This is a genomic window from Taibaiella sp. KBW10 (assembly GCF_003852495.1).
In the GTDB taxonomy this organism is placed as follows: Bacteria; Bacteroidota; Bacteroidia; order Chitinophagales; family Chitinophagaceae; genus Edaphocola.
Map to the genome: position 1 here is coordinate 172021 of NZ_QAJI01000003.1, position 13214 is coordinate 185234.

The 13214-nt window shown below is 42.2% G+C and carries 13 protein-coding genes; 2 read left to right on the top strand and 11 right to left on the bottom strand.

Annotated features, from left to right (window positions below):
• Nucleotides 1–68: 68 nt before the first annotated feature.
• Nucleotides 69–1184, top strand: a complete 1116-nt coding sequence (locus tag DBR32_RS05055) for a 3-deoxy-D-manno-octulosonic acid transferase (protein WP_124635217.1) — start codon at nucleotides 69–71, stop codon at nucleotides 1182–1184.
• On the opposite strand, the gene DBR32_RS05060 is transcribed toward DBR32_RS05055, so the two are convergent.
• The 11 genes from DBR32_RS05060 to mnmA all read right to left on the bottom strand — a co-directional run bounded on the left by DBR32_RS05060 (nucleotide 1165) and on the right by mnmA (nucleotide 11625).
• Nucleotides 1165–2112 (bottom strand): hypothetical protein, encoded by a 948-nt coding sequence (locus DBR32_RS05060; protein WP_124635218.1) that lies wholly within the window; start codon nucleotides 2110–2112, stop codon nucleotides 1165–1167. The two genes, DBR32_RS05055 and DBR32_RS05060, sit on opposite strands and share 20 nt — an antisense overlap.
• A gap of 44 nt (nucleotides 2113–2156) precedes the next feature.
• On the bottom strand, nucleotides 2157–2969 hold the full coding sequence (locus DBR32_RS05065) for a hypothetical protein (protein WP_124635219.1): 813 nt from the start codon (nucleotides 2967–2969) through the stop codon (nucleotides 2157–2159).
• Nucleotides 2970–2973: 4 nt separating this feature from the next.
• The gene (locus DBR32_RS05070; RefSeq protein ID WP_124635220.1) at nucleotides 2974–3612 is read right to left on the bottom strand and encodes a DUF5034 domain-containing protein; all 639 of its coding nucleotides are present in this window, start codon (nucleotides 3610–3612) and stop codon (nucleotides 2974–2976) included.
• Nucleotides 3613–3840: 228 nt separating this feature from the next.
• On the bottom strand, nucleotides 3841–4857 hold the full coding sequence (locus tag DBR32_RS05075) for a nucleoid-associated protein (protein ID WP_124635221.1): 1017 nt from the start codon (nucleotides 4855–4857) through the stop codon (nucleotides 3841–3843).
• Nucleotides 4858–4881: 24 nt separating this feature from the next.
• The gene (locus DBR32_RS05080) at nucleotides 4882–6138 is read right to left on the bottom strand and encodes a TCR/Tet family MFS transporter (RefSeq protein ID WP_124635222.1); all 1257 of its coding nucleotides are present in this window, start codon (nucleotides 6136–6138) and stop codon (nucleotides 4882–4884) included.
• 115 nt (nucleotides 6139–6253) lie between these two features.
• The gene (gene ygiD, locus DBR32_RS05085) at nucleotides 6254–7138 is read right to left on the bottom strand and encodes a 4,5-DOPA dioxygenase extradiol (protein WP_124635223.1); all 885 of its coding nucleotides are present in this window, start codon (nucleotides 7136–7138) and stop codon (nucleotides 6254–6256) included.
• Between the two features lie 199 nt (nucleotides 7139–7337).
• Nucleotides 7338–7868, bottom strand: coding sequence for a YceI family protein (locus DBR32_RS05090; RefSeq protein ID WP_124635224.1), 531 nt, complete (start codon nucleotides 7866–7868; stop codon nucleotides 7338–7340).
• A 93-nt stretch (nucleotides 7869–7961) separates the two neighbouring features.
• The gene (locus tag DBR32_RS05095; RefSeq protein ID WP_124635225.1) at nucleotides 7962–8792 is read right to left on the bottom strand and encodes an AraC family transcriptional regulator; all 831 of its coding nucleotides are present in this window, start codon (nucleotides 8790–8792) and stop codon (nucleotides 7962–7964) included.
• A 392-nt stretch (nucleotides 8793–9184) separates the two neighbouring features.
• Nucleotides 9185–9640 carry a DUF1569 domain-containing protein gene (locus DBR32_RS05100; RefSeq protein WP_124635226.1) on the bottom strand — a complete coding sequence of 152 codons (456 nt, stop codon included), beginning with the start codon at nucleotides 9638–9640 and terminating at the stop codon, nucleotides 9185–9187.
• A gap of 90 nt (nucleotides 9641–9730) precedes the next feature.
• Complete coding sequence (locus tag DBR32_RS05105; protein ID WP_124635227.1) at nucleotides 9731–10459, bottom strand: hypothetical protein; 729 nt, start codon at nucleotides 10457–10459, stop codon at nucleotides 9731–9733.
• Nucleotides 10460–10515: 56 nt separating this feature from the next.
• Nucleotides 10516–11625, bottom strand: a complete 1110-nt coding sequence (mnmA, locus tag DBR32_RS05110; RefSeq protein ID WP_124635228.1) for a tRNA 2-thiouridine(34) synthase MnmA — start codon at nucleotides 11623–11625, stop codon at nucleotides 10516–10518.
• A gap of 137 nt (nucleotides 11626–11762) precedes the next feature.
• On the opposite strand from mnmA, the gene DBR32_RS05115 reads away from it, so the two are divergent.
• Nucleotides 11763–13190: a M17 family metallopeptidase gene (locus tag DBR32_RS05115; RefSeq protein WP_124635229.1), complete on the top strand. Its 1428-nt coding sequence runs from the start codon at nucleotides 11763–11765 to the stop codon at nucleotides 13188–13190.
• Nucleotides 13191–13214 lie beyond the last annotated feature (24 nt).

The window sequence follows — 13214 nt, forward strand, 5'->3', positions numbered from 1 at the left end:
TTTTCAAACCTAAGGCACGGCTGTTTACGGCAGGCAGAAAGCATCTTCTCCAGAAAATCGCCACAGATATGGCAGGGGAATCGCGTAAAAGCGTATGGTTTCACTGTGCGAGCCTGGGCGAGTTTGAGCAGGGAAGGCCCGTCATGGAAGCCCTCAAAAGCATTTATCCCGATTTGTCTATTGTACTTACCTTTTTCTCTCCCTCGGGTTATGAGGTACGTAAGCAATATAGTGGTGCTGATTATATCTATTATCTCCCTCTGGATACGGCTGCCCATGCCAGACGCTTTATCGCATTGGTACAACCCAAACTAGCCGTATTTGTAAAGTATGAATTCTGGTATCATTACCTGAACACATTACACCGTGAACACATACACACCATTATTATTTCTACCATTTTTCAGGAACGCCATCCTTTTTTCAAATGGTATGGCGGGCTTCATCGCCGGATGCTGTCTTATTTTGATCATTTGTTTGTACAGACCCAATCTTCCGTTACTTTATTGCAGGGTATCGGCATAGATCAGGTGACGCTGGCAGGTGACACACGTATCGACAGGGCCTTGACGATTGCCAATACCCCGAAAACGATTCCTGAAGTACCGGAATTCAAACAACAAGGGCAATTGCTGATTGCCGGAAGTACCTGGCCGGAGGATGAGCAGCTCTTAAAGGATGCATTAAGTGCAATAAGTGCTAAAGGGGTAAAGCTATTGATTGCCCCTCATGAGGTAAACGCGGCCCATATTGCACAGATACAAGCTTTATTTGGTGCAGATTGTTGCCTGATCTCTGAAAGTTCACGATTAGCGCAGTCGACAGTAGCAATCGTAGATTCTATGGGCATGCTGGCCTATCTCTATCGTTATGCAGATTATGTATGGATCGGTGGGGGGTTTAATAAAACAGGAATCCACAATAGTATTGAAGCGGCAGTGTATGGCAAAGCTTTATGTTGGGGGCCAAATTATAGCCGCTACCAAGAGGCTTTGGATTTAATAGCTCTTGGCGCTGCACATGATTTTAGTTCGGGTGAGGGCCTTGCGGCACAGATCGCGCAATGGCAGGCAGACGAAAAAAAATACACCTTTGTCCTACAAGCCACAGAAAATTATGTGCTTCAAAACAAAGGTGCAACGGAACTGATCTTAAATTATATTGCTACGCGTAGAATTTTTTAATTGTTGCCAGCAGAGACAAATAGGTCACATCTTCTTCTGACCAGTTATACCGCTTGGTGGCTTCTTTACTGATCCAGCGTTCTGCGTCTGCCAGGTTGCCGCAAAAATTAATCTTATCCAGCGTTTCTTCGTAGGCCGTTTTATTATTCCCAAAAAGTTCGTTCATAAACTGATACTTATCGTTGATGCCGATAAAGGAACGAATGTCTTTACGGGGTCTTTCGAATACATAGTCAGTCACCGAGCTCTTAACAGCCTCATCATTCACTACCGGTAATTCAAAATGAATTTCAGAATGCACAGGGTCTTCCGTTTTTTCTGCAAGCACGGCTTCTTTTTTTTCTGCAGGCACAGGCACTTCGCTCAATTCAGGATAATCATCGTCATTGATCACGGTTTGCACCTTTTCAGCCTCAGGTACGGCAGCTTCAGCTGGTGTGGCAACCGGTATTTCTTCTTTTTCAATTACATCTTCCGGCACTTCCAGTGGCTCATCATTTTCTATAGCTGATGATGGGGCTTGCACTTCGGTTTCTGCACTCAGTGCGGCTTCCGTTTCTGCCACTTCAGTCTTCACTTCTTCTGTCGATACCGGAGCTTCTACCGGCAATTGAGCCGGAGTAGTCTCTTCTGTAGCAATAGCAGTAGGCACTTCTGTATCAACAGGCGCTTCTATTGCCGCTACTGTTTCTTCGGTATTCGGTACCGTCTCTTCCGCAATAACTTCCGGCTCCGGCACTACCGCCGATTCTGGTTCCAGAACGGGACTGGGCTTGGCAGTATCCTGTATAGTGTCTTTCCATTCAAGCAGGTCGGCATAGAGCACCCGTGTATAATCGAGCATCAGGTCTACATCGATGATTTGCTTCTCTTCCTTGTTATAATATAGGTCTTGTATCTTACGTAGTAAATTGTGTATGCGTTCCATTATGCTGCTTTGTGGCTTTGTGCTACAAATATATTATTTCCTGCTTAAAAAGTAAGTCCTAAAACTAAGCCAATATGTAGATGCATATCTTCATACTTACTTTCGCTGATCAGACTACGGTCTCCCTTTCCCTGATATAAGGCAACCAGGGCACTATTGGTATAGCCGGTCTCTTCTGAATTAATCTTTGTGGCAAACTCTAGTCCTATCCTTAAACGGGAGTCGCCGAATAAGGGAGCGGTCTGATAGGTAGGGGTAAACAGAAAGGTGCCTACAGAAGGGGTAAAGTCGTCGCTGTTCTTGGTTTTACCGTAACGGTAGTCGATATAGGCAATAGGTGTATGGTATACTGTTCCACCCGGAGTCAGGGTGTAATCGTCGTACAAAACGGTAACAGACCGCTTATTTTTCAGAGAACCCATCAGGTTAAATCCGGCAAGCAACTCCACACTACTTCCCTTGCGGGATCTATAGACTGTAGCACCCGCCATAAATTTCAGGTTGAGGTAATAGTTCGTAAAACTACTCGTCATCAGTTTTGTTTTTGTAAGGGGTTGTGTCACGGAAAAACCACTATGGTTCATCATGCCCCCGAAGGTAACCTGATATACAAAACCACCTTTATTGCCTTTTATGCCAATGGCAGCAGCTGCGCCTAAGCCCGGGTCGAGTTTCAATACATTGCCTTTATTAGATTGATAATCTACCCCATTTATATTTTGATATACGCCCAGCTCTACAATGGATTGAAGACTGCCCGGTCGTTTTACATTCCCAGGTCTGTCTCTACGTTGCTTTTGTGCCGATGCCGGTACACACAATAAGGCCAATAAAGCGATTAATAGATTTTTTTTCATAGGATTATCGTTTTATGCGGAATGATGTTGTGGTGTCTATAAAAATACCCCCTTTATCTGTTCTGATCTCTGCGCGGAATTGGTGTACGGCATTATCCAGATCAGGATTTTGGCGTATCGCTATCCCGAACTGAAAGCTACTGACGGGATCAATCCTGTTATCGCCATATACATTTTCCAACAGAGCAGATAGGGTTATGGGATCGGACAAGGTTCGTAGATTATAGTAATGAAAATTGCATATCGCTGTAATATCGGCACCCGCCGGATAGCTGCTGTTATAATTATTGAGGGTAAAAATCTTTACATCGGTAATTTTATCGATATGATTGTAATTATCGGGCGCAATGGTCAGTGCATAGGCCGTATTACCCAAAGCTGGCATTGGTGCGCTTTTTACGAGGTAGGTATAAGTACTCGTCTCAAAACGTAACATGAAACTATCGATCATTACGCTCACTCCCTGAGGAAGAAGTACGGTGTCTTGATCGGTACTTGCCGGGGGTAAGAGCCGGTAAGTATTCAGCTTAATATCTTTTAAAATAACATTATAGCTTTGTTGCCGGCAAGATGCCAGAGAGCATAACCAGACAAGAAAAGTAAGTCCGGTAAAGGAAAGGAGGGTTAAGGATAGTTTTTTCATATTCGTGTGATCGGGGTTTATAAAACTAAAAATAGGTTATTGCTTTTCAGAAAAAACCGCATATGATGGAATGCTTACTATTAGACGTAAAAAGGAACTTGATCCTTAGTCTTGTAAAGACAATATTCCTTAATACACCTTCCCTAATATACAGCGTTCCCTAATAACAAAGGGAATCCATACATGAATTCCCTTTGCGGTGCTTATACCCATGATACCAGGGTATACCTATTGCTCTACTTCATAGAATATTTTATAGTACTTTCTGCCTTCTTCATCAATCCCCTGCTCTAGCTTATTCCGGTCTCCGTGTATATAGATGTGAAAATTTTTATCCAGCTTGATTACACTTTTAAAGCTACGGGCTTGTTTTTTAAAGGCCGATTCCGAAATATCAAACTCATTCTCTACCTGCACTTCGTATTGTTGTTCAAATTCGTTCTTATATTTTGCAAAACGGTCGATAATATCGGGTTGAGCCATCACTTCCTGCTCAAAATCCTGCATATTAAAAGCCTCGTTTTCTTTAAAGTATTGCACCGATCTATTGAGGAGATCGGCCTGGTCGGCTTTGGAAACATCAAAAGCCTGCGGCAGATCCTGCATCACAAAATTTTTGTACATCGACATCGTTTGTGCGGTATGAAAATATTCGTTTTGCATTTGTTGCACCCTTAAAAATTCGTCCAGCCAATACTGTGCTTCAGTCGATTTGTTCAGGTTATCCACGACGGCTACCGTCATAGCTTCTTCACCTGCCCGTTTAATAATAAGACAACCTTTATCCAGTTTATTAATGTTGACCCCTTCCTGCTTTTCTATCGAGAAGTTTTCGTTCTTGGGATATACTTTCAAAAAGACATCTTTATTTTCCGATTTAAAAATACCAACTGCCGGTACGCTTTCTCCCTGAAACGTATAATCCGGGAAAAAGGTGACATACAACTCTCCGCCTTTTATTTTAGGATGATTACTTTGCTGGTATAAATGCTTGGCAATAGCCACAGATTGCTCATGAAGCGTATCCGGGTTTTCAAAGATGGCGCTTGCATATGTGAATACCTCATTCAGGCTCAATTGTGTTTCATGATAGAACTCATAAAGGGTATCGAACTTAAAAGAGGATAAAAAATAAGATTGTAATAACTCTTTGATTTCTTCTTCGGGCTGCAACAGGCTGTCCGACATAAAATATCCTTCATCATTCGATTTATTACCAACCTTGTGTAACGCGATTTGTAGCATGCTGTATAAATTGTACGCTTAATTTTATATGTTTTCTTTTGTTTTTTCCTGATTATTGAAGCGAAACAAACGGCCTCTGGTGAAGGTATAATAGGCTACAACCGCACTCAATCCCATCAAAAGGCCTCCCAAGATAAAAGGCGCTCCCGGCATATATACCGGTGCTTTCTTATGGGTAAAGAAGTAAAAAGTATTGGTCATCAGTGGCGGGCCAATAATTGAGGTGGCGCTCATCAGGCTCGTAAGTGCTCCCTGTAATTCTCCTTGTTCATTAGCCGGTACTTTTGAAGTGATTACTGATTGCAAAGCAGGCCCGGCAATACCACCTAAACAATAAGGTATAAGGAAGGCATACATCATCCAGCTTTCGGAAGCGCTTGCAAATAAGAACATACCTATGGCATAAAATGCCAATCCTACATAAATACTTTTTTCATTACCCAATTTCGGATTTACCCAGCGGATCAATCCTCCTTGCACAATACCGACCAGTACCCCCATCACACCCAAGGAAATACCGACCATCTTTTCGGTCCATTTAAACTGGAACATGGTAAAGTAACTCCAGTTGCTTTGCACCGCATGCGCGCCCACATAAACCAGGGTCAGGGAGATGATCAACCATAATAATTCGGGATATTTTTTGAGGCTCAGCAAGGACCCTACGGGGTTTGCCCGCTTCCAGTCAAAAGGCCTTCTGTTTTCCGGTTTAAGGGATTCGGGCAGGACAAAGTAACCATACAAAAAGTTGATCATACATAATATTGCGGCCGCCATAAAGGGTACTTTAGGACCATATTGCCCCAAAAGCCCTCCGATCAGGGGACCAATAATAAAGCCTAAACCAAAAGCGGCTCCGATCAAGCCAAAATTCTTGGCCCTGTCTTTTTCGGTACTAATGTCTGCAATATACGCACTGGCTGTAGTGATGCTGGCTCCGGTAATACCGGCCAGTACCCTACCCACCATCAACCAGGTAAAGGTTGGTGCAAAATAGAGGAAAATATAATCTAAGGAGAAGCCGACTAAGGAGAGTAATATAATAGGCCTGCGGCCATATTTATCACTAAGGTTACCCACTACCGGTGCAAATACAAATTGGGTAATGGCATAGGCAAAAGTAAGCCAACCGCCATAAGTGGCTGCGCCACTGGCATCGACATGCAGCATGTCTTCCAATAGCTTGGGTAGTACCGGAATAATGATCCCCCAACCGATAATATCAATAAGCAGGGTGATAAAGATAAACCCGATAGCGGCATTCTTTTTATTGGCTTGCATTTTCTTTGGTTTTGGGCAAAGATAAACGCATTACCATATATGGCAAATCAAATGCGCAAGATTAATCTATATAAAACAGTATCTTATACACCAGATTGATTTGCGTACGCCGGATTTAGGCAATTTTTACAGAGGTCATGGTTAGGGAACCGGCCACTGCTTTATCATTAAATAAATGCGGCACTTCGCCTTTTTCCTGCAGCGCCACTGTATATACCAGGGGTAAATAATGCTCGGGAGAAGGAATAGCCATATCAAAGGCCTTGCCTTGTTTTCTAAACTGGACTAAGGCATCATGATTGCCCTCCATGATGAAGGACTTCATTTTTGTATTGGCTTCTATAGCCCAATCATAGGCATAGTTGTCTTTATCAAAATTCTGCCAGTCTACCGCACCCAGGTTATGCACCATATTACCACTACCGATAATCAGGACTCCCTTTCTTCTGAGCGCCGCTAATTGTTGTGCGATTTCGTAATGCCGTTCCGGGCTGGCAGTATAGTCTATACTCATTTGAATGACCGGGATATCGGCATTCGGATACATGTGTTTGATCACGCTCCAGGCACCATGATCCAGGCCCCAGCGGTCATCTAAATGCACATCCGTTGCGGTAATCAGGTCTTTGGTCATTCTGGCTAGTTCCGGACTTCCTTTGGCCGGATATTGTACCTCAAACAATGCTTTAGGAAAGCCGCCGAAATCATGTATGGTCTTGGGCATTTCCATAGCTGTAACCATCGTGCCTTTGGTTTCCCAATGGGCAGAAATACAGATAATGGCTTTTGGCTTCGGTATGGTGGTGGCCACCTTCCGGAATCCACTTACAAATTCATTCTCTTCTATTGCATTCATTGGACTCCCATGCCCCAGAAATAAAACGGGCATTTTTTCCGTTGCAGAAAAACTACTCGCCATAGACTGCAGGGAACTCAGTTTCGTCGCGGCACCGGCAATGGGCAATAATGCCATTGTTCTTAAAAAGTTCTTTCTATCCATAATCATAATGCTTTAATACCAAATATTCATTTGCCCTTCCGTCCCCGCCTTTACCCAATCACAAAAGTGGAATGCTAATCTATTCGGGAACCTTGGTTTGTACTACACGCTCTACGGTTGACCTACTCTGCGCAAAAAATGTATCCTGAACGGAAAGGAGAAATGAAAATATTATTAAAAGGCAAACAGAAGCTATTTCTTATACGGTTTGTTGTACGAACTGCACTTCGGCGTCTATTTTTACTTCTTCACTAACCAATACGCCACCGGTTTCCAGTGCAGAGTTCCAGGTCAATCCGAAATCACTACGGTTGATTTTACCTTTTACGGAGAAGCCCGCTTTATGGTTGCCCCATGGATCTTTATTGGTACCACCATAAGTGACATCAAGGGTAATTTCTTTAGTTACATCTTTAATGGTCAGGTCGCCTGTAAGCTTATATTCTTCATCATCTACTTTTTTGAAGCCTTTGCCGACAAAAGTCAAACCGGGAAACTGCTCTGCATCAAAGAAGTCAGGGCTTTTCAAGTGCCCGTCTCTGTCATTGTTATTGGTAAAAACGGAGGCCGCATCAATATTTACGGTAAGGGGTGCCGTAGTAAAGTCTTCGCCATCGATACTGGCGCTGAAGGTTCTGAATTCACCTTTTACATTGGTGATCATTAAATGTTTTACTTTAAATAAAAGTTCGCTGTGGGTGGGGTCTAATACCCATTTTACGTTTGCCATAATATTTGTGTTTTTGAATCAGTGATTTATATTGCAAAGATCCGACACAAACAGGCCTGCTTGGTTACACTTTTAGGACAATGTGTTGTAATATTAGGAAACCAGCTTTTTCATTTCCTCGCGAAACTCAGTCGGGGTCTGGCCGCTTTTTTTCTTAAATACATTGGTAAAATAGGATTTCTCTTTATAGCCGAGCTCAAAACCGATTTCGGAAATGGTCTTATCGGTACTGACCAATAAATGTTTGGCTTCGGTAAGTTTCCGGGTTTCGATGATCTCCGAAATGCTTTGCTGCATTACATTACGGGCGATAAGGTTTAGATTTTTGCTGCTCATAAACAACTTTTCGGCATAAAAATCCACGCTTGTTCCGCGTTTATAATTTGCCTCCAGCAGATTGAGAAATTGCTTAAACGTCTCATTTTGCGTTTGGACAACAGGATTCGCATCTTTTTCCTGTTTGCGGCGTTCCGCTTCTATCATGGCAAACAAGCCACTGAGTAAATAACGCAGGACCGATTCATCGGGAACGGGCATTTTCATCTCGTCGTTCATGATTTCACAGAGCTTAACCATGCGCTCAAAGCAAAAACCTTTGGGCAAAACAATATTGGCACTATTGTGGTAGAAAGCGTATAAATGAAAGATCAGTTCGGGAATAAACTCACTTTTAAAGCGGATAACCCAAAAGCATAAAGCCCCATTAACGGTTTGGGAGGCTACTTTATGTAATTTTCCTTTGGAAATAAAGCTGACAAAAGGTGCTTCCAGGCTTACCGATTTAAAATCAATAAAATGAGTAAGTTGGCCCTGCACTCCGATAATCAGCTCTTCATAACTATGAAAATGCGGATTGTTACTACCCTGTTCTATTCTTAAGGCTTCTTCTGGTGTAAGCTGAAATATCTTAAATTTTTCCTGCATGATCTAAAGTGGTGATTCAAAATGCATTAAAGGCTTATTAGCCGCTTTGTACCACAAGTTATGGAAAATTCTGTTACCGCATAACATTGATAAAAAGCGCTTAAACAGATCAAGATTGATCTTCTGTTCTCATTACTTAAAAGGACAATTATAACGGCCCGGGAGGCTGCTTATGTCATTTTAATGCCCGACAGAATCTATACTATTTATAATGTAGATGGCTTCTTCCGCTACGCTACACTCAAAAATACAATAACAACGGTAATACAATAAGCACTTATACCCTTCCGACAACAGGAGGAATCTCTATTGTCACTGTGTTAGAAAAATGCTGCTTCCGCTACGCTCTCCCTAAAAAGAGAAAGAACAACGGAAGTAGCAATTACGATAACTTATACCCCAAACTGTCCGAAATGATGTTCCAAATGCTTTGCCAGCATATTGTTCCATTGCTGATGGTTTAAGACCCCAAAAGAAAGGGAGGCTTTGCCTTCAAAATGTTTGGCCCCCAGACCTTGTACCTGCTGCATAAAAGTGCTCAGTCTGGCCTTTTCTTTTTCAAAATCACGGGTATCGGTGATGATAAAACTAGGTGCTGTCGGGGAGCTCTTCTTATAGGGCTTTTCATTGGTGACCTTAGGTTTCACCAACCATTTAAGCAGGACTTTCATCATCCCTTTCGGAGCAGGATGCTTGCCGGGTTCAAAGATCATCTCGTAACTCACATTGAGGTGCGCTAACATTTGCGTCGCATTCATTTTACCCCATAAAGGTTGTGTATTGGTGTTCAGCTTTTCCATACGATCGGTAAAGTACTGTACATCCTTAGCGTCAAAAATATTTTTCATTTATAGTATATTAACTGTATTAAGGGCCTAAAGATAAGAAAGGGTTTTCCTCTGATGAAGAAAACCCTTTTCCTTATTTTATTATTTCGACTAGTTTTGGTCTACTGCACGCATTACCACCTCATAGCCTTTTTTATATTTATTAGGCTGATAGGTCCAGTAAATGCGCTCTTTATACACTAAACCGATACCGTAGGCATATATTTCCTGCGAATAGTTTCTGTCTGCATACACATCGCCATTAGGCGTGTTCGTACTGGCATCTACTTCATTAACCGTAACCGTATTATAGAAGGGATTATTACCCGGATCAAAGCTACTGCCTACATTTGCGTATTTATAGTTCCATCCGTATTTATCTACTTGGTATTCATCCAATTGCGGATCCAAAGTAGAAACAAAAGAATTTCCGTTCCAGGCAGTGCCTTCCACAACCGGGAAAACCATTTTGGTTAGTCTCACATTAGTTTGTACCCATTCTACAGCAGTTTTTGTTTTTGTTACCTGAATCACATCTTTTGGAATAAAGGCATCTGCAGAGTTTCTACGCCACATGACATTTACTGTATATGTTAGACGGTTTTGGTTGTCATAAAAACTATCTACTACATCATAACGCATTTGAGAACGGTAGGATATAGACGTATTATTAAAATCGTTATGTACAATAGAATCTACATCATAAAGAATGTATTTACCCTTTTGCAAAGGCAAATAATTGCTGTTATCAAAGGGTGCTTGGGTTTCTTTTGTACAGGAAGTAAGCATCAGCACAGAACCGGCGGCAAGGGTAACTACTACTTTAAATATATTTCGCATTATGGAATATGTTAAAAATCGGGACTAAGATAAATCAAAAATATTTCATTATGAACTTATTTCAGCGAAATATTTCCGGAACGGATAATACCGCCCGCCACAACATCGTCTCCTTCATAAAATACAGCCGACTGTCCCGGTGCAATACCGCTTACATTATCATAAAAAGAAGCTCTTATAGCACCATCAACTTCGTTATATACATTACTTAAAGTAGGCGCGGTTTTATAGCGGATTTTGGCATCTAATTCCATCCCGTCATAAATAGCATCGTATTTAATATAGTTGAGTCCTTGAACAATCATTTCATTTTGTTCCAGATCCAGGGCATCTCCCAAGACAACCGTATTCGTCTCCGGAATGATTTTAGTCACAAAAGCAGGTTTGCCCAAAGCAATATCCAAGCCTTTACGTTGCCCGATCGTATAAAAAGGGTATCCTTTATGCTTTCCGAGTATTCTCCCGTCTTTATCAACAAAATTACCCCCGATTACGGCATCTTCCAGTCCGTCTACATTACGTTTCAGGAATCCTCTGTAATCATTATCCGGCACAAAGCAGATTTCATAGCTTTCTGCTTTTTTAGATAATTCTATATAACCCATATCTGCGGCCAGTTGGCGCACTTCCGTTTTCAAATAGTCTCCCAAGGGATAAATACTACGGCTCAAACAGTCTTGTTCCAGTCCCCAAAGTACATAACTCTGATCTTTGGTCATGTCCTTAGCCTTAGACAGGATAAAGCGTTCGTTTTCTTCCCGCACTTTTACATAATGCCCGGTTGCAATAAACTCACAATCCAAAGCATTGGCCCGCTTCAATAAGGCCGCCCATTTAATATGGGTATTACACAACACACAAGGATTCGGGGTACGACCTGCAATATATTCGTCTACAAAATTCTGAATCACTGCACCACCAAACTCTTCCCTGATATCCAGGATATAATGTGGGAAGCCATGATGTACTGCTGCCTGTCGGGCATCGTTAAAAGAATCTATATTACAACAGCCGGTTTCTTTTTTTCCGCCCCCGGAACTATCATAATCCCAGGTCTTCATCGTGATACCCACTACTTCATAGCCCTGATGATGCAACATCAAAGCGGATACCGTACTATCGATACCCCCACTCATGGCCACTAATACTCTGCCTTTTTTGCTCATTTTAATTACTATTATAACCTGCAAAATTACTAAAATTTAACAGGAGTCTTATCGTAATAAATTATAGCGGTATTGATAAGCCTATGCACCGTTCAAATGATGAATATTTTTTTACCTTTGATCAAATTTTTTAGACCATGTTTTTCAAAATACAAAAAGCCCCGAAAGGGAATCTGGCATACCTTATTGACCAAACCACACAACTGGACGAAACAGACCTGGATAAATCAGAGAAGGCGTATATCGCACAGCAGCTCAAGAATGAAGCGAAAATGTGTAGTATCAATAGGTATACCCATCAGATTTATATCCTCTTTATAGACACTAAAGGAGCAGAATGGCTTATTGCAGAAAAGATGAGAAAACAAGGTGCAGCACTTTGCGGCAGCTTAAACCAGCTTAAAGCGACAGAAGTCCATATCAGCAACCTTTCTACACAGAAAAGGGCTGCTTATTTTCTTGCAGAAGGACTCTCCCTGGCCAATTATCAGTTTTTAAAGTATAAATCGAATGCAAAAAAAATCGCTCATAGCCTGAACGATATCTTCTTTACCAATCAAAGCATTACGGTAAAAGAGCTGAACGAACTCCAAACGATTGTTGCCGCGGTTTGTAAGGCAAGAGACCTGATTAATGAGCCTTTGCAATACCTTACGGCAGAGCAACTGGGTAAAGATATTCAGGCTTTGGGCAAAGAGGGTGGATTTAAGGTACAGGTACTGGGAAAAGCGAAGATCGAGCAGATGAAAATGGGGGGCATTATGGCGGTGAATAGCGGTAGTATTTTGCCGCCGACTTTCAGCATTATGGAACACCGTCCGCAAAAGTTTATCAATAAAGCACCTATTGTACTCGTGGGTAAGGGCATTGTGTATGACACAGGTGGTTTAAGTTTAAAACCAACACCCAACTCAATGGATCGTATGAAAAGCGATATGAGTGGTGCTGCGGTTGTGGCAGGGATTATGTATGCGGTAGGAATGCTGGATCTCCCCTTGCATATTATAGGCCTGGTACCGGCAACGGAGAACAGACCGGGAGAAAATGCCTATGTTCCTGGCGATGTGATTACGATGTATGACGGGACTACGGTCGAGGTATTGAATACAGATGCGGAGGGACGCCTGGTATTGGCAGATGCCCTGCATTATGCTAAAAAATACCGGCCCGAACTGGTATTTGATTTCGCTACCCTTACCGGTGCAGCCGCTAATGCATTTGGCGATGTAGCCATGTGTACAATGGGCACGGCCAATGAGCATACAAAACAAAAAATCCAGTCCAGTGGCTTTGCCCAATTTGAGAAAGTAATAGAGCTTCCGCTTTGGGATGAATATGGTCAAATGATCAAATCGGATATTGCGGATCTGAAAAATATCGGCGGCCCTACCGGCGGAGCCATCACGGCAGGTAAATTCCTGGAACACTTTACGGATTACCCATGGATGCACTTCGACATTGCAGGCGTCTCACATCACATTTCCGGTAAGGATTATCGCCCTACAGGTGGTGTGGCAATGGGTATCAGGATGATGGTGGATTTCTTAATGAATTATGGCAAATAAAGGTACACACAAACTATAGCGTAG

Excerpts from the sequence above, each read along its gene's own strand:
- DBR32_RS05055 (WP_124635217.1), top strand. The coding sequence starts at position 69 with ATGGCAGGGGAATCGCGTAAAAGCGTATGGTTTCACTGTGCGAGCCTG.
- DBR32_RS05060 (WP_124635218.1), bottom strand. The coding sequence starts at position 2,112 with ATGGAACGCATACACAATTTACTACGTAAGATACAAGACCTATATTAT.
- DBR32_RS05065 (WP_124635219.1), bottom strand. The coding sequence starts at position 2,969 with ATGAAAAAAAATCTATTAATCGCTTTATTGGCCTTATTGTGTGTACCG.
- DBR32_RS05070 (WP_124635220.1), bottom strand. The coding sequence starts at position 3,612 with ATGAAAAAACTATCCTTAACCCTCCTTTCCTTTACCGGACTTACTTTT.
- DBR32_RS05075 (WP_124635221.1), bottom strand. The coding sequence starts at position 4,857 with ATGCTACAAATCGCGTTACACAAGGTTGGTAATAAATCGAATGATGAA.
- DBR32_RS05080 (WP_124635222.1), bottom strand. The coding sequence starts at position 6,138 with ATGCAAGCCAATAAAAAGAATGCCGCTATCGGGTTTATCTTTATCACC.
- ygiD (WP_124635223.1), bottom strand. The coding sequence starts at position 7,138 with ATGGATAGAAAGAACTTTTTAAGAACAATGGCATTATTGCCCATTGCC.
- DBR32_RS05090 (WP_124635224.1), bottom strand. The coding sequence starts at position 7,868 with ATGGCAAACGTAAAATGGGTATTAGACCCCACCCACAGCGAACTTTTA.
- DBR32_RS05095 (WP_124635225.1), bottom strand. The coding sequence starts at position 8,792 with ATGCAGGAAAAATTTAAGATATTTCAGCTTACACCAGAAGAAGCCTTA.
- DBR32_RS05100 (WP_124635226.1), bottom strand. The coding sequence starts at position 9,640 with ATGAAAAATATTTTTGACGCTAAGGATGTACAGTACTTTACCGATCGT.
- DBR32_RS05105 (WP_124635227.1), bottom strand. The coding sequence starts at position 10,459 with ATGCGAAATATATTTAAAGTAGTAGTTACCCTTGCCGCCGGTTCTGTG.
- mnmA (WP_124635228.1), bottom strand. The coding sequence starts at position 11,625 with ATGAGCAAAAAAGGCAGAGTATTAGTGGCCATGAGTGGGGGTATCGAT.
- DBR32_RS05115 (WP_124635229.1), top strand. The coding sequence starts at position 11,763 with ATGTTTTTCAAAATACAAAAAGCCCCGAAAGGGAATCTGGCATACCTT.